17 protein-coding genes and 4 pseudogenes are annotated in these 18,200 nt (G+C 47.0%); 12 read left to right on the top strand and 9 right to left on the bottom strand.

Annotated features, from left to right (window positions below; translation table 11 throughout):
• Positions 1–35: 35 nt before the first annotated feature.
• Positions 36–335, bottom strand: a complete 300-nt coding sequence (locus E5E97_RS11515; RefSeq protein WP_080631786.1) for a hypothetical protein — start codon at positions 333–335, stop codon at positions 36–38.
• Positions 336–880: 545 nt separating this feature from the next.
• Here E5E97_RS11515 and E5E97_RS11520 point away from each other — a divergent pair.
• The gene (locus E5E97_RS11520) at positions 881–1,288 is read left to right on the top strand and encodes an antitoxin Xre/MbcA/ParS toxin-binding domain-containing protein (protein ID WP_253265158.1); all 408 of its coding nucleotides are present in this window, start codon (positions 881–883) and stop codon (positions 1,286–1,288) included.
• Positions 1,289–1,578: 290 nt separating this feature from the next.
• On the opposite strand, the gene E5E97_RS11525 is transcribed toward E5E97_RS11520, so the two are convergent.
• Both E5E97_RS11525 and E5E97_RS11530 read right to left on the bottom strand, forming a co-directional pair.
• Positions 1,579–2,847, bottom strand: coding sequence for an IS4-like element ISApu1 family transposase (locus E5E97_RS11525; protein WP_011191342.1), 1,269 nt, complete (start codon positions 2,845–2,847; stop codon positions 1,579–1,581).
• A gap of 317 nt (positions 2,848–3,164) precedes the next feature.
• Positions 3,165–3,536 (bottom strand): hypothetical protein, encoded by a 372-nt coding sequence (locus tag E5E97_RS11530; RefSeq protein ID WP_004099020.1) that lies wholly within the window; start codon positions 3,534–3,536, stop codon positions 3,165–3,167.
• A gap of 156 nt (positions 3,537–3,692) precedes the next feature.
• On the opposite strand from E5E97_RS11530, the gene E5E97_RS11535 reads away from it, so the two are divergent.
• Complete coding sequence (locus E5E97_RS11535) at positions 3,693–4,967, top strand: IS4-like element ISApu2 family transposase (RefSeq protein WP_004099019.1); 1,275 nt, start codon at positions 3,693–3,695, stop codon at positions 4,965–4,967.
• A 213-nt stretch (positions 4,968–5,180) separates the two neighbouring features.
• On the opposite strand, the gene E5E97_RS11540 is transcribed toward E5E97_RS11535, so the two are convergent.
• Positions 5,181–5,504: a diacylglycerol kinase gene (locus E5E97_RS11540; RefSeq protein ID WP_216368140.1), complete on the bottom strand. Its 324-nt coding sequence runs from the start codon at positions 5,502–5,504 to the stop codon at positions 5,181–5,183.
• A 40-nt stretch (positions 5,505–5,544) separates the two neighbouring features.
• Here E5E97_RS11540 and E5E97_RS11545 point away from each other — a divergent pair.
• Positions 5,545–6,632, top strand: a protein-coding gene (locus E5E97_RS11545) for an IS3-like element ISKpn10 family transposase (RefSeq protein ID WP_099368947.1) whose coding sequence is annotated in 2 segments (ribosomal slippage) — positions 5,545–5,797 and positions 5,797–6,632 — 1,089 coding nt in all. Because the reading frame shifts where the segments join, the coding sequence is not laid out codon by codon here.
• Between the two features lie 38 nt (positions 6,633–6,670).
• On the opposite strand, the pseudogene E5E97_RS11550 reads toward E5E97_RS11545, so the two are convergent.
• The 4 genes and pseudogenes from E5E97_RS11550 to E5E97_RS11565 all read right to left on the bottom strand — a co-directional run.
• A pseudogene (locus E5E97_RS11550) lies at positions 6,671–6,763 on the bottom strand (diacylglycerol kinase); the annotation flags it as partial.
• A gap of 118 nt (positions 6,764–6,881) precedes the next feature.
• Positions 6,882–8,507, bottom strand: coding sequence for an MCR-3-related phosphoethanolamine--lipid A transferase (locus E5E97_RS11555; RefSeq protein WP_017778763.1), 1,626 nt, complete (start codon positions 8,505–8,507; stop codon positions 6,882–6,884).
• 66 nt (positions 8,508–8,573) lie between these two features.
• Positions 8,574–10,196, bottom strand: coding sequence for a phosphoethanolamine--lipid A transferase MCR-3.27 (locus E5E97_RS11560; RefSeq protein WP_017778762.1), 1,623 nt, complete (start codon positions 10,194–10,196; stop codon positions 8,574–8,576).
• Positions 10,197–10,400: 204 nt separating this feature from the next.
• Positions 10,401–10,814, bottom strand: a complete 414-nt coding sequence (locus E5E97_RS11565) for an EamA family transporter (RefSeq protein ID WP_080631784.1) — start codon at positions 10,812–10,814, stop codon at positions 10,401–10,403.
• Between the two features lie 86 nt (positions 10,815–10,900).
• Between E5E97_RS11565 and E5E97_RS11570 the strand changes: the two genes are divergently transcribed.
• The 5 genes and pseudogenes from E5E97_RS11570 to E5E97_RS11590 form a co-directional block, all read left to right on the top strand.
• A protein-coding gene (locus E5E97_RS11570) for an IS3-like element ISAs17 family transposase (RefSeq protein ID WP_085947590.1) occupies positions 10,901–12,105 on the top strand; the annotation gives its coding sequence in 2 pieces (ribosomal slippage) (positions 10,901–11,219 and positions 11,219–12,105; 1,206 coding nt in all).
• A gap of 181 nt (positions 12,106–12,286) precedes the next feature.
• The gene (locus E5E97_RS11575) at positions 12,287–13,072 is read left to right on the top strand and encodes a membrane protein (RefSeq protein ID WP_017778758.1); all 786 of its coding nucleotides are present in this window, start codon (positions 12,287–12,289) and stop codon (positions 13,070–13,072) included.
• A 115-nt stretch (positions 13,073–13,187) separates the two neighbouring features.
• On the top strand, positions 13,188–13,973 hold the full coding sequence (locus tag E5E97_RS11580) for a membrane protein (protein ID WP_043146994.1): 786 nt from the start codon (positions 13,188–13,190) through the stop codon (positions 13,971–13,973).
• A 30-nt stretch (positions 13,974–14,003) separates the two neighbouring features.
• Positions 14,004–14,189 carry a hypothetical protein gene (locus E5E97_RS11585; protein ID WP_080631783.1) on the top strand — a complete coding sequence of 62 codons (186 nt, stop codon included), beginning with the start codon at positions 14,004–14,006 and terminating at the stop codon, positions 14,187–14,189.
• A 258-nt stretch (positions 14,190–14,447) separates the two neighbouring features.
• Positions 14,448–14,774, top strand: a pseudogene (locus tag E5E97_RS11590) (transposase); the annotation flags it as partial.
• 839 nt (positions 14,775–15,613) lie between these two features.
• On the opposite strand, the gene E5E97_RS11595 reads toward E5E97_RS11590, so the two are convergent.
• Positions 15,614–15,841: a helix-turn-helix domain-containing protein gene (locus tag E5E97_RS11595; protein WP_080631782.1), complete on the bottom strand. Its 228-nt coding sequence runs from the start codon at positions 15,839–15,841 to the stop codon at positions 15,614–15,616.
• A 110-nt stretch (positions 15,842–15,951) separates the two neighbouring features.
• Between E5E97_RS11595 and E5E97_RS11600 the strand changes: the two genes are divergently transcribed.
• From E5E97_RS11600 to E5E97_RS11615, 4 genes and pseudogenes are all read left to right on the top strand, one after another.
• Positions 15,952–16,203 (top strand): hypothetical protein, encoded by a 252-nt coding sequence (locus tag E5E97_RS11600; RefSeq protein WP_017778755.1) that lies wholly within the window; start codon positions 15,952–15,954, stop codon positions 16,201–16,203.
• 74 nt (positions 16,204–16,277) lie between these two features.
• Positions 16,278–16,383: pseudogene (locus tag E5E97_RS11605) on the top strand (IS630 family transposase); the annotation flags it as partial.
• 60 nt (positions 16,384–16,443) lie between these two features.
• Positions 16,444–16,737, top strand: coding sequence for a hypothetical protein (locus tag E5E97_RS11610; RefSeq protein ID WP_111913075.1), 294 nt, complete (start codon positions 16,444–16,446; stop codon positions 16,735–16,737).
• Positions 16,738–16,878: 141 nt separating this feature from the next.
• Positions 16,879–17,796 (top strand): annotated as a pseudogene (locus E5E97_RS11615) (IS5 family transposase).
• Positions 17,797–18,200 lie beyond the last annotated feature (404 nt).

Here is an 18,200-nt window from a genome sequence, read left to right on the forward strand (position 1 = left end):
CACATTATTCATATTATTCATATTATTCATATTATTCATATTATTTCCCTATTAGAATAATCACGCCCAAATACATCTGGGTTTGCTGCCTCATTGTCATCGTTAAACATATGATTTTCGCGATGCATCTCCCTCACTGTTGCGAGTGTACCGAAAAAGCACATTTCACACAGATGCACCTTGTAACGTTCACCATCGTGACGGGAACCATAGCCAAAATCCGCCGATAACGAGCCGTATTGGTTGGTTCCAAAATTCGTTTTTGTACTACGACCACAGACATCACAGCGAATGTCAACGACCTGTTCTGTTGGCACAATTTCTTTTACGAGCATGCTAAGCTCCTAATCTGATGAGAATAGGAGTTATCATACGCGCACTTACTATATATGGTGCAACCTGTTTTTGGTTACTTTTTGGTATCCATGCGAATAAGGGTTTTCACCTCAACAACGGTGGCTCCGATAGGAACACCCATCGAACTCAATAACTCGCCATTTTCAGTTCTGGTAACCTCGGGATCACCCTTATACCTACACCATTCTCGGCCAGTTTTTGTGTCGGCTGCCTCTAAGATGCCACAACGATAATCAAAATTGATGGTCACTAAATGTTCTCTCGGCTAGCTAGCTTGGTTATGGCATAGTAAATATATGAGAATTCAAGTCTCATAAAGAGCCCAGAGATTCACAAAAAGTTGATGTTGCCCGCGTGGGGCGCTTCAACCTCTGTATTCAGTGCCTCATCCAACATTGTTCTCAGACACATCGCCACCGCAACATGGAACAGATAGGATAGAGTAATCGCGTATCGTAGGTTCAGGGGAGATTTCATTATGTCCTATGCGAGTTATCATCCAGGTAAGACAGAAGCCTCTGTGATGACGCTATCTAGCGCTCTTGGCATCCCTAACGACCCGTTGGGGTCACATCTATGGATCGTGGTTGGCGTAGCTCCTGGCAGCATTCATCGACTGGCTGAATTGATGAGTGCAGACATAGGTTTGATATGCCGCCTAGCAGGCATTAGCCGCCACACGGTTGCTCGCAAGCTGAGGATTGGGGCTCCCCTATCAATCTCTCAGGGTGCCAGGGTATACGGCGTTGTACAGGCCCTCGATGCGGCACTATCCCTCAACAAGAACGATACTGCCAAGGCGTTGTCATGGCTAAACAGACCAGCCTGGGGCCTCGGTGGCGTGGCTCCAGCCACATTGCTGAATACACCGATGGGGGTTCAGGCTGTTGTGAATTTGGTGGGACGGATTCAGCATGGGGTGTGCCTGTAAATTTAGGCAGCCTGTTGCCTCATCTTTCAGTTCAAAAAAACATCAAGACAGTTTTTTTCAAATTTTTTAATTTTAGCCACTTGAAAAATGTTGAAAACTGTCCATTTACTAATTATGAGAACAAAAGACTTTTTTAAACATTCCGCTGCTTCGCAGCGAAGATAAACCAGTTTTACTACTTCCCCACATACTACTTTATTAGAAGCGACACTCATATTAGTTTTGCAAACATGTCAAGTTTTAATAAACAGGCTCAAAAATCATGCTATCATTACTTCATGTACAGGACCTTAAGCGGCGAGTCCATTTAAAACGCCTTCCAAGGTCCTGTTCTGTATCGACTTTCTCTGCTTGGTTCGGCAGGCGTTCTTGGCCAAATAATCGGCAGCCCATTCCAATCTTTCCCTTATTTCTGTCAGCGCCCTATGGGCCACTGCTTCCAATAGCGGTAGCCACCACGTCGCACTGTTCTTCGACGCTTTCAGCATCGATAGCGCCCCACTCATCACACTCTGCGCGACCCGTCTCTTCATCACCAGCGACAGCAGGCTCGTCCACACCAACCCCTCGGCAATCGCTTTCTCGCCCGTCACAAACCCCTTGAGCCGGTTGTGCGATTTCCACTCTTTAAATAACAACTCCACCTGCCAACGGCAGCGATACAGGCTCATCACCTGCTCTGCTGACCATGCTGCTCGCGGTAGGTTCGTCATCCACAGACAGAACCGCTTTTCCTCAGCAAACCAGCGCCGGATCAACCGGTACTCGACCTGGCCGGACTTCACCACCATATCCAGTACCTCGGCCCGACAGCGTCGCCGTCCGGCCTCTCTCAGAGATAGTCCCGCCAGCTTGGGTACTTCCCGTCCATCACCGCGCCAGGCTTGGATTATCTTGGGGTTCAGGCTTTTCGTGCCGCGCACCAGATAAAATCCGCCAGCGTCGTTCACCTGCTCAAACCAAGCCCTGTCAATGTAACCTGCGTCAGCCAGCAGCAGGCAGTTGGTCAGCGTGTGGGCTTCAGGCAGAAATTGCCGTTCCCCTGCGGTATCGGCAGACACACTCATGCACAACGGGCTCTGCTCCGACAGTGACATGGTCATATGGCACTCGATAGCTGCCGGACTGATGGTCTTGAACCGGCCGGGAAAATCAGCAGCAAGGCGCCGATGCACCGCAAAGGAGGTGCCATCGTGCAGTAACACCTGCTTGAACGCGCCGAGGGAGGCTGCTTTGAGTTGATGGTCGATACGCAAGGCGATGGCCCGCTCGACCAGGGCTTTCATAAACAGGGCAAAGCTCTCTTTGCGCAGCTGATTGTGAAACGGTTTGTAAGAAACCTGATGGGTGTTTACCAGTTGCAAGGCATTGAAATGGCGGTGTAAACCGGCAATGTCATTGACCTGGTCGCCTCCCATGGCCCGCAGCAGTGCAGGTACGAGCATGGCTGGGGTAATGGCACGCTGACGCAGACAAAACTTGCAGAGCCGAGCAATGCGCTCGAGTGCGGCGGGAGCCAAGAGTTGCTCCAGATAGTAATTAGCGTTGATAATAGTCATAGGCTTCGCGCGTGTTGATTTTGTTTGGCGATAAAATCAGATCACAAACGAAGCCTTTTTTATATCTATTTCAATTGGTTGCCGCTAAAGATCCTGTACATGAGTGAGGGTTATGGTGGCTATATGCTGGATATTGCTATTCAGATGACAGCCATATGGGGAAGATTACAGGCGCCTGAAATAACAGCAGAGTATGGAGTGACTACCACGGCTGGAGGTTGGCACGGGCTGATCCCCTCTCCCTTTGGGAGAGGGTTAGGGTGAGGGGAGCTGGCTGACCGGGTGTAGCAACCAGGCGGCATTACACCGCTGAATCTTCAGTTATTGAAATTCCACGCGATCGGCAGTTCGACGTCGAAGATAAGTGCATCCCCGTCGAGGCGAAAGGCCAGGCTGGTCTGGTGCTGGTCGTATTCGTTGATAATCAGGCAGCTCTCGGCGAAGTTGGACTCGTAGTTGATATGGGCCACTCCTTCACGGCCGTCAGCGAGTTCGATGCTGAGCACCCGCAGCGGGTTCTCCTGACTGAGGTTGACCCGGGTGTCCCCCACGTCCACCAGCCGTTCCAGCAGAGGGAAGAAATCTTGTCTGTGGGTCGTTATGGCCTGGGTGATGGCCTGCTCCAGCTCAGCCTGGGTGGCGAAGGGGCCGCCGAGTGGGTAGCGGGTCTGGATCCTTTCCTGAGTCATTGCGTTTCCTCCTGAACTGAGATGTGGCAACAGTTTGGCCGCTGCAGTGACCTGTCATGTACAGGATCTTTAGCTACAACCAATTGAAATAGATAGAAAAAAGGCTTCGTTTGTGATCTGATTTAATCGCAAAAAAAAACCGACACGCCCGAAGCCATGACTATTATAAATGCAACCCAGTACCTCAAGCAACTTCATAGCTCTTCTGAACTCAACCGGATCGGTAAATTTACCGGTTTTTGTCAGCGACTCCGGGATATCCAGCCTGCGAGACTACTCCCGGCTCTGCTCTCAGGGCTTGGTTGCGACAAGGTGGATGGTATTGCTGGTTTGCATCGCCATTTCAATGCGTTGCAGCTCCATGATACTGACCAAATAGCGTATAAACCCTTTCACAACCAGTTACGCAAGCAGGGTTTTCCCTTGTTCATGCGCGCACTGGTTGAACGAGCCATCGCCTTACGCCTCAAGGAGTGTCTACCGGACGCCCACGGACTGGCAGGCTTTGAGCAGGTACTGCTGCAGGACGGGTCGTCATTCGCGTTACATCCGCAATTGGCAGAACATTTCCCGGGCCGATTCAATAAGCACAGCCCCGCTGCGGTAGAGTGTCATATGACCATGTCCTTGCTGGACCAGTCGCCGATATCGATGAGTATCACGGCGGATACCGAATCGGAGCGCAAGCATCTTCCGGCCGCAAATTCGTTAAATAACAAACTGTTATTGGCGGATGCCGGTTACATCAGCCGCGAGTACTTTGCTGATGTGACCAAAGCCAAAGGAAGCTATCTGGTCAGAGGGAGTCAAAATCTCAATCCCAAAGTACAGGCAGCTTACCGACAGGACGGCAGGGAAATGCCCAAGTTACTCGGAAAAAAGCTCAAGGATATCGATCGGAGAAGCTGCAGAGCCGAGGTTCTGGATCTGGATGTGAGTTCGGGAAAGTATAAATATCGACTCATAAGACGTTGGTTTGCAGAGGAAAAACGGTTCTGTATATGGATGACCAATCTTCCGCGTGAGCGATGGCCAGCCGAGAAGGTGATGGCATTGTATCGTTGCCGTTGGCAGATCGAACTGTTGTTCAAAGAGCTGAAATCACATAACCGGTTGAAGGCGTTCGCGACACGACAAAAAGCGATAGCGGAAGGCTTGATCTGGGCTAGTTTGCTGGCCTTGCTGGTCAAACGTCGGCTGGCGCTGACGCTGATTGGCAGCGCGGAGTTATCGATGCTGAAGATTGCCAAAAACAGCGCGCTTTGGTTAATGCCGATATTGGCGAGCATCATCCATGGTGCGTGGCAGGAAATAACAGAGAAGTTGGAGTGGGCAATGGTGTATTTATCCAAAAACGGCAAAAAGAGTAGGCAGAGAAAATCCAAGCAAAACAACACGTTAGACGGTATTATTAATTCGCTTGCCGCTTAAGGTTCTGTACATGATCATTACTTAACTAAGTGTCAATTTTCGTATGAGTAGAATTAAGGCAGAAAAACAGCCATAATAAAATATGGTTATTTTCGCACCTATGGTGCGGGCTAAACAGACAAAAAGTTACACCTTATCATTAGCATCTATAATTTAGCAGCCACTATTTATGGTGGCTGCCATGAATAATTAAAAATATTATTGATGATAACACTACCACCAGGCTAATAAATTACGTCCTGTCAATGTACCCCACACTATGGCATTCAACATCAGAGCAATGAAGACAGCCGCAGAGCCCATGTCTTTAGCTCGACCAGAAAGCTCATGATGCTCTGACCCTATTCTGTCTACTATTGCTTCAATAGCTGAGTTCAGGATCTCTACAATCACAACCAGCCAACTTATAACCATTAGGAGCAGTATTTGATTTAAACCATCTCCGACAAAAAACGCTAGAGGCATCAACAGCACAATGAGTAGCAGTTCCTGACGAAAAGCCGCTTGGTAATCCCCCCGAAAAACCAGGGTGCTCATAAGTAGAATTTTCCCGTACCTTGAACGCAGGAGGTTCTACATGAAAACATCACGCTTTAGCGATACCCAGATCATCGCCATCCTCAAACAAGCTGAGGCTGGAGCTCCCGTCCCGGAGCTCTGCCGCGAGCATGGCATCAGCACGACCACCTTCTACAAGTGGCGTTCCAAATTCGGGGGGATGGATGCCTCCCTCATGGCTCGACTCAAGGAGCTGGAGGACGAAAACCGCCGCCTCAAGAAGATGTACGCCGAGGAGCGCCTCAAGGCAGAGATCATCACCGAGGCCATGGCAAAAAAGTGGTAACGCCATCTGCCCGCCGGGAGATGGCGACCAAAGCCGTGACTCACTACGCCATATCCATCCGTCTGGCTTGCCGGATCTTCAAGGTCAGTGAAAGCTGCTATCGCTATCAGCCCGTGCTGGTCGATGAAAACCAGGAAATTGCCGATTGGCTGCTACGTATCACGGCCAGCCAGCGCAACTGGGGCTTCGGGTTATGCTTTTTGTACCTGCGCAACGTCCAAGGCTTTGGCTGGAATCACAAACGGGTATACCGGATCTATCGGGCGCTGGAGCTCAATCTGCGGATAAAACCCAGGAAACGGTTGGTTCGGGCTAAGCCAGAGCCGTTGGCGGTTCCCGACCAGCCTAATCAGTGCTGGTCGATGGACTTTATGCATGACCAGCTCAGCGATGGCCGCTCGGTGCGGCTGTTTAATGTGATCGATGACTTCAATCGTGAAGCGCTGTGCATCGAGGTGGATTTCTCCTTACCCGCCTCACGAGTCAAACGGGCGCTGGAGCAGGTGATCACGTGGCGAGGTAAGCCCGCCATTATCCGATGTGACAATGGCCCGGAATACATCAGCGAAGAGCTCAAGCGATGGGCGAAACAGGAGGGGATAACCCTGGGCTATATCCAGCCAGGAAATCCGCAGCAGAATGCCTACATCGAACGGTTTAACCGCACGGTGCGCTACGACTGGCTGGGCCATTACCTGTTTGAGTCACTGAATGAACTACAGGAGTTTGCCACGAACTGGCTGTGGGTTTATAACCATGAGCGGCCCAATATGGCGCTGGGTGGCTACACGCCGAAACAGCGTCTGGCACAGGCCGCATGACCTCTACTTTTGAATGCCCCTAAAAATGGGGGGATTACCGCTTCATGTCTCCAAGCTGAAGAAAGTCCCTTCATACTATAATTGGTGGCATGAATGATTCGGGTAATTCCAGTTGCACCAGGCTTTGCCATTTTAGCTTCCTCTTTCTGCTTTGCCCGTTAAAAAATTTCAACCATGAAATACACGGACAATAGTAACAAACCTATTATTTAAAAGATAATTGGGGGCCTGAGCCCCCAACAATGTAATTTATTGAATATTACGACATTTACTGAAAATATCTAGACCCTTTTCGTAAACTGATGTTTTGACGTCCCAGATACCCAATACAGATGAGAAAATATTATCGTGTGAGTAACGAGTATCAGCGGCTTTCTGCTGCAAACACGCCATATCAACGCCTTTCTCTTTGGTAAATCCAGGTGACATCCACACCTGCATAGGTACGCGGGTCTGATCATCCGGTGCAAACTTGTACGGTGTACCGTGCAGGTAAAGCCCTAATGCTCCCAGTGATTCACCGTGATCGGAGACGTAGAGCAATGCGGTGTTGTACTTATCTTCGTAGGTTTTCAACTTGGCAATCATCTCTGCAATCACGAAGTCGGTGTAGCGGATGGTGTTGTCATAGGTGTTGGTGAGCTCTTCATCTGTGCAGTTTTCAATATCACTGCGTGAACAGTCAGGGGTGAACTGACGATGAGCATCAGGGTAGCGTTTGTAGTATGTTGGGCCATGGCTACCTATCAGGTGGAAGCCAACCAGCTTATCCCCTTTCATTTGAGCAATTTCACTATCGAGGTCTTGAAGGACAACCTCGTCATAGCATGTGTTTTTATCGCAGAATTTAGGGTGATCTTTTGGTTCGATTTCGATGTTAGGAACTCGGTCGCAGACGCCTTTGCAGCCACCATCGTTCTCCTTCCAAAAAATGGAGATCCCCGTTTTTTGCAACACATCTAGCAGGCCCTCGCTATTGCGAGCGCGATTATCATCAAACTCCTTTCTCCCCATATTGGAGAACATGCAGGGGACGGATACAGCGGTTGCTGTCCCACAGGAGCGGAGATCGTTAAAGGAGATCACACCACCAGACTTACTTGTGAATGGGTTGGTATCTTTCTCATAGCCATTCATTGAAAAGTTCTTACCACGAGCCGTCTCACCAACAACCAGGAACATCAATGTTGGTTTGTCCTTTTTCGTAACCCGTGTGGCATCATCACCTAAAGTAACAAAAGGGATGGGCTCTGCCATATAGCGTCTATACAGGTACTTACTGGTGCTATACATGAAGTTAGCTGGAACAATTTCACGATTTAGAGTCTGATTGTTACGACCAATTGATGCGTAATCTTGGTAGTACAAGGCAGCAATTATCCCAACTATTACCAAGGAGAAAAACATAGATAACAATCGCTGGGCGATACCTTTGTACCAGGTAGATGCATACTCAATTTTCACAAAAAATATCAATGCTGCGGGTAACAAACCGGTCAAAAGAACCCAGACTATTATTGGAGCGTTAACGTATGCAAAAGCTTCGCTTTGATTTGTTTCAAATATATTCTGGATCATATCACCATCAAACAACACACGATATTTCATCATGGTGTAACTGGCGATAGAACCTGTAACAAACAGGAATGCAAAGAACGGCTTCATCAGAAAGCGGATCGAGAATGGCATGAAGACGAAGTTTAATGCAGCAATAAGTAGGAATGGGATTGAAACTACAAACCCTATTTTGAAGTGCTCGATGTTAGACAATATATCATAGAAATGGAGCAGAACGGGCCAGTTCAGCAAAAATGCGAAGACCAAAGCCAATAGCAGTACAAATGGAACAACTTTTATTCTGACAGCTGAAAACATAATAATTACCTGTTAAACGTCTAATTCTATAAAAACCACTTCATTAAAATATCAACGATTCGCAACTCAATTATTCCGACATTGCTTAAAGATATCTAATTCTTGTTCGTAGATAGCTGTCTTCACATCCCATATCCCCAGGACAGAAGAAAATATGTTGTCATGAGAATAGCGATTGGTTGTGGCATTTTTCTGCAAACATTCCATATTCATGCCTTTTTCTTTGATGAAACCTGGTGACATCCAGATCTGCATAGGTACGCGGGTCTGATCATCCGGTGCAAACTTGTACGGTGTACCGTGCAGGTAAAGCCCCATAGCTCCCAGTGATTCACCGTGATCAGAGACGTAGAGCAACGCGGTGTTGTACTTATCTTCGTAGGTTTTCAATTTGGCAATCATCTCTGCAATCACTAAATCGGTGTAGCGGATGGTGTTGTCATAGGTGTTGGTGAGCTCTTCATCCGTGCAGTTTTCGATATCAATGCGTGGACAATCAGGGGTGAACTGACGATGAGCATCAGGGTAGCGTTTGTAGTAGGTTGGGCCATGGCTACCTATCAGGTGGAAGCCAACCAGCTTATCCCCTTTCATTTGAGCAATTTCACTATCGAGGTCTTGAAGGACAACCTCGTCATAGCATGTGTTTTTATCGCAGAACTTTGGGTGATCCTTCGGTTTGATCTCGATGTTAGGTACTCGGTCGCAGACGCCTTTGCAGCCGCCATCGTTCTCCTTCCAAAAAATGGAGACCCCCGTTTTCTGCAACACATCTAACAAACCCTCGCTATTACGAGCGAGATTATCATCAAACTCCTTTCTCCCCATATTGGAGAACATGCAGGGGACAGATACAGCGGTTGCTGTCCCACACGAACGAACATCATTAAAGGAGATCACACCACCAGATTTACTGGTAAATGGGTTGGTATCTTTCTCATAGCCATTCATCGAGAAATTTTTACCACGAGCCGTTTCACCAACGACCAGGAACATCAACGTGGGCTTACTTTTATTAGTATCCCGTTTTGCATCATCACCTAAAGTAGTAAATGGGATTGGTTCTGCAAAATAACGATTATAAACATATTTAACGGTACTATTAACAAAATTGGCCGGAACAATTTCACGCTGGAGGTTTGAATTGTTGCGCCCCACTGAAACATAATCTTGATAGTATAGTGCTGCAATAACCGCAATCACTATAAGGGATGCAAACATCGATAGGACGCGAGTTAGAATCCCTTTAAACCATTTTTCCTCATATTCAATTTCAACAAAGAAAAGTAAAATGGCAGGGATAAAGCCAGCAATAGTAACCCATCCTATAATTGTCAAGCTTAAATATGCTAATGCCTCATTTTGATTGGTTTCAAAAATATTCTGAATCATGTTTTGATCAAACAAGACTCTATACTTCATCATTGTGTAACTAACGATTGCGCTAAGTGCGATAAGAAGTGCAAAAAAAGGCTTTACTAAATACCGTATCGAAAATGGAACAAATACAAAGTTAAGCGCTGCAACAAGCAATATTGGTAATGAAATGGCGAAACCAAATTTAAAGTCTTCTAATTTGTAAAGAATTTCGTAAAAATGGAGAACTCCACGCCAGTTCAGCATAAATGCAAAATACAGTGCCAAAAAAAATATGAGCGGCACAATTTTTATTTTTATAAGGGAAGGCATACTTACTCCATTAATAGCCCAACAGTCACTTTCTAACGATACATCTTGTCTGTATGTTGAAAATGAATGGTAACAAAGCTGTACGTGAGCTTAATTTGCATTTTGTCATTTACTGATAAAATGTGATCTCAATCACGAATCGCTTATCCGAAATGATACACAGCCAAAATTAAGGAAGTCTTAAGAAGCTCTTCATTCAGTTTTCTATCGCTTGAAAGCCAATAGCAAGACACCGCCAGCGATCATGCCAATCCCCAACCATTCTCTGACCGATGGCCGTTCACCAAGGAAAGTGAAAGCAAAAATAGCAACCAAGACAAGGCTGAGCTTGTCTACTGGGGCAACCTTAAAAGCCTCACCAATCTTTAGTGCTCGAAAGTAACAGACCCAAGAAGCGCCTGTTGCTAAACCTGACAGAGTAAGGAAAATCCAAGTTTTTGGTGTCAGACCAAAAGGGTTGGCCCACTTCCCTGTGCAAGCAATAAATGCTGATAAAACAACGATGATCACTCCTGTGCGGATCAAAGTTGCAAGGTCAGAATCAACCCCTTCCACCCCTACCTTCGCAAAAATTGCAGACAAGAAAGCCCAGTAGAACCACCCAGTTTGTGAGTAGATTGGCCCCTTGAAGATCCAGACACTTCGCCCCTCTTAACTTAAGAGGTAGTCTTGGAACTATGTTCAGTACTAGTCGCAACGAGAAGATGGTCGAAGTATTAACAGGGGCTGAGCGCCGTCGACGCCGGACTCCGCAAGAAAAAATCGCCATCGTGCAGCAGACCTTTGAGCCCGGTATGACCGTCTCTCATGTCGCTCGCTTGCACGACGTCAACGCCAACCAGCTTTTCAAATGGCGTAAGCAATTCCAGGAAGGGTCTCTCACGGCGATCACCGCCGGTGAGGATGTTGTTCCAGCCTCAGAGTTGGCTGCTGCCATCAAGCAGATCCGAGAGCTCCAGCGTTTGCTCGGGAAGAAGACCATGGAGAACGAGATCCTTAAAGAAGCCGTGGAGTATGGTCGAGCAAAAAAATGGATAGCGCATGCGCCCTTGTTGCCAGGGGACGACGATTAAGGGCTGTGAGCCAGGCCCTTAATGTATCGCGTGCGCAGCTATCCGTTCGTGTTCATCGAAAACCGGGTTGGCAAGATGGTCGTCATCATCGCCAGCGTGATGATGCAGCCTTACTTGGCCGTATCATGGAGGCGATGGCAGAGCTTCCCTCCTATGGCTATCGCCGGGTCTGGGCGCTGTTACGGCGTCAGTCAGAGGCAACACGACAGCCTGTGGTAAACGCCAAGCGGGTATATCGCGTCATGCGCGATAATGGCCTGCTGCTGGAAAGAAAACCGGCGGCACCATTGGCCCAGCAGGCACATAAGGGGCGTGTTGCCGTCAAAGAGAGCAATCGACGTTGGTGCGCGGATGGCTTTGAATTTCGCTGTGATAACGGTGAAAAACTACGGGTCACGTTCGCCATGGACTGCTGCGATAGGGAAGCGTTGGACTGGGCTGCCAGTACCGGGGGTTACGACAGTGACACGGTGCAAGATGTCATGCTGAGGTCTGTCGAACGTCGCTTCGGGGATTCGTTGCCGGCATCACCGGTGGAATGGCTGACAGATAATGGCTCGGCGTATCGAGCCCATGAGACCCGTGCGTTTGCACGAGAAATCGGGTTGGAGCCCAGAACGACTGCGGTGAGAAGCCCACAGAGCAACGGTATAGCGGAGAGCTTCGTGAAGACGATGAAGCGAGACTATATCGAGATGATGCCAAAACCGGATAGCCGAACAGCGGTAGGCAATTTGGCTATCGCGTTTGAGCATTATAACGAGCACCACCCGCACAGCGCCTTGGGATACCGTTCACCCCGGGAATATCTGCGCAGTCGGGTATCACAACCCTAAGCGGGAAAAAGTGTCTGGATCTATGGGGTCAAATCCACTGAGTTCATTTGACACCCCATAATTCGCTACGCTTCAATGTTAGATTTTTTCGCATGGCGCCATCTAGCTTAAGTGTTTCTTAATAAATCCCTGACACTCTTTCATAGACGGCGATTCGTCTAACCAAAGGATAGGGTGAACTATGCATAGCAACACCGATAACATCGTAAGCAAGGTGCCAGAAATCACACTGGCCTTTTGGATGATTAAAATTTTAGCAACAACGCTTGGTGAGACAGGCGGAGATGCGTTATCGATGTCGATGGATCTAGGCTACCTGGTGAGTACAGCAATTTTTGCAGTCATTTTTTTTGCTGCTGTCAGTGCTCAGATATCCGCCAAGTCTTATAACCCTACGCTGTATTGGGTCACGATCATCGCAACCACCACGGTAGGTACAACGTTGGCTGACTTTGCAGACCGTTCTTTGGGAATTGGTTATGCAGGTGGTTCGACCATACTCTTCCTTTTGTTACTTGGTTCCTTTGGGGTGTGGTATCGAACGCAAGGAGAGATATCATCCAGTGTAATTTCGTCACCCAGGACAGAAATGTTCTACTGGATCACCATCATGTTTTCACAAACCCTTGGTACAGCCTTGGGTGACTGGACTGCCGATGATGCCGGATTCGGGTATGCAGGGAGTTCCGTAGTATTCGGTGGCATGTTGCTGGCCATAGTTGCAGCCTACTTATGGACTAAAATATCTCGTACATTCTTGTTTTGGGCTGCTTTTATTATCACACGCCCCCTTGGCGCTGTTGTTGGAGATTTCCTGGATAAGCCATTGAGCAAGGGTGGGTTAGAACTTAGCCGCTATTCAGCCTCAGCTGCATTACTATTAGCGATTGCTGTGCTGGTATTTATATCAAGTACAAGAAGCAAACAAAACGACACTGTAGCGTTGGATTTAGATACTGATAACTAAGTGTATTAAATGATAGTGTTGGAGCAGTGTCATATGATGCATATGCCTGCTCCAATTATAGTCAGTCAAAACAGATAGTGGTGATTTATAGTAGGTGGGATAAATAGGTAACCATATGAACAATATCAATGTATCAGCACAGGGCTTATTTAATAAGGTTCCAGAAGTAACAATAGCTTTTTGGACCATTAAAATGATGTCTACTACCGTTGGTGAAACGGCAGCTGATTATTTGATATTTAACATGAGGCTTGGACTAACAGTTACATCTATTATCATGGGAGGGATTTTAGTCTTCACCTTGGTGATGCAACTTCACTCTGATAAATATGTCCCCTGGAAGTATTGGCTAGCGGTAGTGCTTGTTAGTATCTTTGGCACCTTGGTCACTGATAACCTAACAGATCAAGTTGGTGTTCCATTGGAAGTTTCAACAATTGTTTTTACAATTATTCTTCTTGCTACATTTTGGCTCTGGTACTCCCAGGAAAAGACATTATCAATACGGTCTATCGATACACCTAAGCGGGAGTTGTTTTACTGGAGTGCTATATTAGTGACTTTTGCACTGGGAACCGCTGCGGGAGATTGGGTCTCAGAGGGTATGGATATAGGATACATGAATTCTGTCTTTTTGTTTGGAGGACTTATATTTATCATATATGCTGCCTACTTGATTTTAAAAATAAACGTTGTGTTAACCTTTTGGATTATTTATGTTTTAACTCGCCCGCTTGGTGCATCTATAGGTGATTTGTTGTCACAATCTGAGAAACATGGTGGGCTTGGATTTGGGGTAACAAGCACTAGCATCGTCTTCTTTGTATTTATTTTTGTTCTTGTATTGTATCAGTCATACAATGTCTATATAAGCAATAAAATGAATCAGAATAGTTTATAGAAGATTAATCAAGCGTCACTAAGGTAGAAAATGACCAAGATAGATTGGCTTATTAAATTTAGACGTGCAAAAACCTTAAGCACTTTAGATGTGATGTTGGATGCAGCGTTAAGAAAGGTAGAATCCATAACTGATAAATGTGAAGCAATTAAAGGGCATGAACTACGTCAGGATGAACTTGAGCTTGGTAAGCATTGCAGACCGCTGATTAAGTAATGAGCAAATCATTAGCCAGCTTATTGTAAAAAGGGCAGATCGAATCAATATCAAACAAATGTAAACCCGCATCAATAGAGCTAAAACTTTATTGATGCGCTAGATCATATTTATGAGTAAATCGTATTGATAGAGGTGTCAGTTCCGTTAGGCTGATGGAAAAAGAATTAACATAAAATGGATTTTATATGAATAAAAAGATTGTTCTCGCAGCTGTCATTAGTAGCTTCTTTAGCCCTGTATATGCACCTAGTCTTCGCCGAAGCAGGTTATCAGGGGGCTGAAAAGCGTGACGAGCTGGCGGATGTCAAGGCCGAGTGGGCCATTGCCATGCGCCCTGGCAAGCTCAAGGAGCTCAAGAAACATCCTCGTAAAAACAAGGCGGCGATTGTATTTGAAAAGCTCAAGTCAAGCATCCGGGCCAAGGTGGAGCACCCGTTTCGGATCATCAAATGCCAGTGTGGCTTCGTGAAAGCGCGGTACAGAGGGCTGCTGAAAAACGATAGCCAGCTGGCGATGCTATTTGCCCTGGCGAACCTGGTCCGAGTCGATCAGTTAATAAGAATGCAGGAGAGATCTGCCTAAAGTCCGGAAATTGCCGGCGAAATGAGGCTCTGTAAGAGCAATAACGCCTTTTATTGATGAAAAATGGTGCATTTTGAGATTTTGAGCATGTAAAAAATCTGCCAGAGCATCACGTCGAGGCAATTGTCCCACTTGTTCGCACCTTCCCTATGGCACGGTGAAGGTGTAGCACTATTGGGATCAGTTATTTAGCACAACAGATTGAAATTTGATCAATCAGATTGATTTTGAAGATTTTTTCACATCCCCCCACTTGAAAAAATTGGAAAACTGTCCATTTACTAATTATGAGAGCTATAAATAAATTTTTTCCATTTCAACATTCCGCTGCTGCGCAGCGAAGAGAGACCAGTTTTACAAACCCACACCTTATTTCTATTCAATCAGTGAGTCGGTGTTGATGAATTAAAATTCATTAAGTTAGCTTGAAAATCAATGCACCATCACTTAGTAATGGTTTTTCTATGATCTGACAGAAAATAGAAAATAGAAAATAGAAAATAGAAAATAGAAAATAGAAAATAGAAAATAGAAAATAGAAAATAGAAAACATAGTATCAATAAAATATGGCTATATTCGCCCATGTTGGGCGAAAATAAAAAACGTGCTTTTGCAGAGTATGATTGTTTTACCAATGCAAACTCTTCTCTGCTGCGCCTGTCGCAGGTTGTCACAACCAGATCGTTTTCTTGCACCCGTTGAATCCCAGAACAATCAGATCCCGTCGGACTCCATCTGACCTTCAAGTCGATGGATGCGTTGTGCTATGGCTCCTAGACAAGCGAGAAAGTCCCCCCATGCTGGAACGTGCAATATTTGGTTAGAGTAACAGCTATGGTTATGGCAGCAATGATGCAGGCGAGACCCCAAGAGCTTTGGCGATCAGATAAACTTTTTCCAAGGTTACCCTAGTCTCCCCACGTTCGATTTTTCCCATGTGACCACGATCTATACCAGCAAGTAGCGCAAGTTTTTCCTGTTGCATACCGCGTGCAGACCGCAGTTCCCGTACATTTTTACCGAATGCAGTTGCGAGCACCGCAAGATCAAACTCGTCAGAATCCATGTTATCTCCTCACAAGAGGAGATATGGTCTACATTATACAGTAGACTGTACACGGCTATGAGTACACTTATATAATGACACTGCATATAAGCATCATTTGAGGGTGGAAAATGTCCAATCAACAGATCGTTTTGAGTCAGAATCAAAAAAGTAGCACCGTGACACTAATTTTTCAAAACGCGGATTTCTTAGCCGCAGTAGGAGATTCTCTGAGAGTGGAGTCATTCTTACATGTCACTATTAATCAATCCACATATGATGAATTTGTCAAGGGTGTTATGGCTTCGTTTGTTGCCGAATTTATGGATTTTAAGGAGCAATGGCCGATACCTCAGGAGCTTCAGGAGCTAAGGAAGGTCTGAACAAGTCTCTGGCATGGGATGTCGGAATTCATACGGATCTTCATCTCGGAGGGGCATCATTAGTAATGCTTGGTATTCCACAGTCAGTCTACAGCCCTTGGGTGAATCACATAGAGCGGCAGTAGCAAAGTTAGAGAGACCATCACACGCAATCATCAATGCAGAGGAGTGGTCAACCTGCGGACTCGATGCAGTTGATTCGCAGATGCAGCATGAATGGAGTAACTGGATTTGAAAATCATGACCAAAAAAGAGGTCGAGGTAATCAGCGATATTCGCTGTGATGTTTGTGAAGAGAGTTGCCAAACGGAGGGGGCTGTTAGCAATATCGAGTTTGGCACATTGAGTGCCCACTGCGGTTATGGAACTCAGCACGATGGCGAAAGTTACGAGGTTCACCTGTGCGAGAGTTGCTTTTTTCAGGCCATAGCAAATCTGAAAGAGCAGCGGCGAGGTGCACTGATGTTTTCAGAGAAAGGGTATGAACCAGTTGCTGATTTTGGATTGATTAACCGGCACCTTGAACTTATCTGAACAGATTCGATATTGATCTTTGTAGGTTGTGTTTGAGCCGGCGTTGTTGCCCAAATCGATGAAGCTTGAATGGAACTAACTGAGGTGTCGGTGATCTGATGACCACCATCTCCATACACACATCCTCTTCAAGTCTACATCATGGGCACGTCGCTTCAACCCATCACCAACTGGCCTAAATACAACAAGTCTTTGATTAATCGTGGTTCACTCACCTTCTGGGTTGATGCCGAGGCCATGAGCAACTGGTTTCACCACGACCATCATGGGCGGCGGGGCCGCAGCCAGCTCTACACCGACCAGACCATTTGTACCTTCCTGATGCTCAAGGGGATTTTTAACCCCACTCTGCGGGCCACTCAGGGGCTACTCGACTCCCTGTTCGAGTTGATGAATGTGCCGCTGTGTGCGCCGGACTACAGCTGTGTCAGCAAGCGCGCTCGCACGGTGACGGTGGCTTATCGACAGCCCCCAAAGGAACGCATTACCGACTTGGTCATCGACTCAACTGGGCTGAAGGTGTTTGGTGAAGGCGAGTGGAAGGTCAGAAAACACGGCGCTGAGAAGCGCCGAGTCTGGCGCAAGTTGCATCTGGCAGTAGACCCGGTGACCCACGATATCGTGGCGGCGGAAGTCTCGCTGGAAAATGTCCATGACGCCGAGGTGTTGCCCACCTTGCTCAACCCACTGCGGCGCAAGCTGGGACATGTTTATGCGGATGGAGCCTATGACAGTAAAGCCAGCCATCAGCTTATCTCGCGCAAAGGGGCAACAGCCTGTATCCCGCCTCGCAAGAACGCTGGACTCTGGAAAAAGGGGCACCCAAGAAATGAGGCCGTGCTGGTGATGCGCAAAGAAGGGCTGGCGCACTGGAAGAAGATATCGGGGTATCACCGTCGCTCGCTGGCAGAGACGGCAATGTATCGGTTCAAGCAGTTGTTGGCGGGGAAAGTCAGTCTGCGTAACTAAAATGGCCAAGTGGGAGAAGTCATGGCGTATGTCAGCGCCATAAACAAACTCAATACCCTGGGCCTACCTGTCAGACAGCCCAGAGTGTAGAGGTCACCTGGGGCTGGGGAAGTCATGACTTACTGGCTGATTTGGGCAACAACGCCGTTTGAGCCAAGTTGCTTCAACTTTGATGTCTTCCAACGGAAGACCGCCGCTCTTCGCTCATCGTGGTTTGCCGCAGCGGTGGATGCATTTGTCGCTGGACCTCGTAAAGTAATGCTAACCCAGCCTCAGCTTGTTTTGGATTATAACCGGCGCTAAGTGATGGGATACCGCTAGCACAAGCCTGACTGTATTAGATGTGGATTGGTCTTGCGATCTTAGGTCAACCCAAGGAGACGAATCCTACTTTGGGGGCCTGTTTTGTGTTGGACATCGCTCAATCACTCTTAGGTGGCTCTAGTTTTAGGGCGCGGATTTTACCGGAATGGCTAACCAAAAACTATACAGCC

It is taken from the genome of Aeromonas sp. 2692-1, from assembly GCF_013085505.1.
Lineage (GTDB): Bacteria > Pseudomonadota > Gammaproteobacteria > Enterobacterales > Aeromonadaceae > Aeromonas > Aeromonas hydrophila.

What these genes read in the sequence shown, in the direction of transcription:
- E5E97_RS11600 (WP_017778755.1), top strand. Translation starts at nt 15,952, where the DNA reads ATGTCCAATCAACAGATCGTTTTGAGTCAGAATCAAAAAAGTAGCACC.
- E5E97_RS11595 (WP_080631782.1), bottom strand. Translation starts at nt 15,841, where the DNA reads ATGGATTCTGACGAGTTTGATCTTGCGGTGCTCGCAACTGCATTCGGT.
- E5E97_RS11535 (WP_004099019.1), top strand. Translation starts at nt 3,693, where the DNA reads ATGACTATTATAAATGCAACCCAGTACCTCAAGCAACTTCATAGCTCT.
- E5E97_RS11520 (WP_253265158.1), top strand. Translation starts at nt 881, where the DNA reads ATGACGCTATCTAGCGCTCTTGGCATCCCTAACGACCCGTTGGGGTCA.
- E5E97_RS11580 (WP_043146994.1), top strand. Translation starts at nt 13,188, where the DNA reads ATGAACAATATCAATGTATCAGCACAGGGCTTATTTAATAAGGTTCCA.
- E5E97_RS11515 (WP_080631786.1), bottom strand. Translation starts at nt 335, where the DNA reads ATGCTCGTAAAAGAAATTGTGCCAACAGAACAGGTCGTTGACATTCGC.
- E5E97_RS11530 (WP_004099020.1), bottom strand. Translation starts at nt 3,536, where the DNA reads ATGACTCAGGAAAGGATCCAGACCCGCTACCCACTCGGCGGCCCCTTC.
- E5E97_RS11555 (WP_017778763.1), bottom strand. Translation starts at nt 8,507, where the DNA reads ATGTTTTCAGCTGTCAGAATAAAAGTTGTTCCATTTGTACTGCTATTG.
- E5E97_RS11540 (WP_216368140.1), bottom strand. Translation starts at nt 5,504, where the DNA reads ATGAGCACCCTGGTTTTTCGGGGGGATTACCAAGCGGCTTTTCGTCAG.
- E5E97_RS11560 (WP_017778762.1), bottom strand. Translation starts at nt 10,196, where the DNA reads ATGCCTTCCCTTATAAAAATAAAAATTGTGCCGCTCATATTTTTTTTG.
- E5E97_RS11610 (WP_111913075.1), top strand. Translation starts at nt 16,444, where the DNA reads ATGACCAAAAAAGAGGTCGAGGTAATCAGCGATATTCGCTGTGATGTT.
- E5E97_RS11525 (WP_011191342.1), bottom strand. Translation starts at nt 2,847, where the DNA reads ATGACTATTATCAACGCTAATTACTATCTGGAGCAACTCTTGGCTCCC.
- E5E97_RS11575 (WP_017778758.1), top strand. Translation starts at nt 12,287, where the DNA reads ATGCATAGCAACACCGATAACATCGTAAGCAAGGTGCCAGAAATCACA.
- E5E97_RS11585 (WP_080631783.1), top strand. Translation starts at nt 14,004, where the DNA reads ATGACCAAGATAGATTGGCTTATTAAATTTAGACGTGCAAAAACCTTA.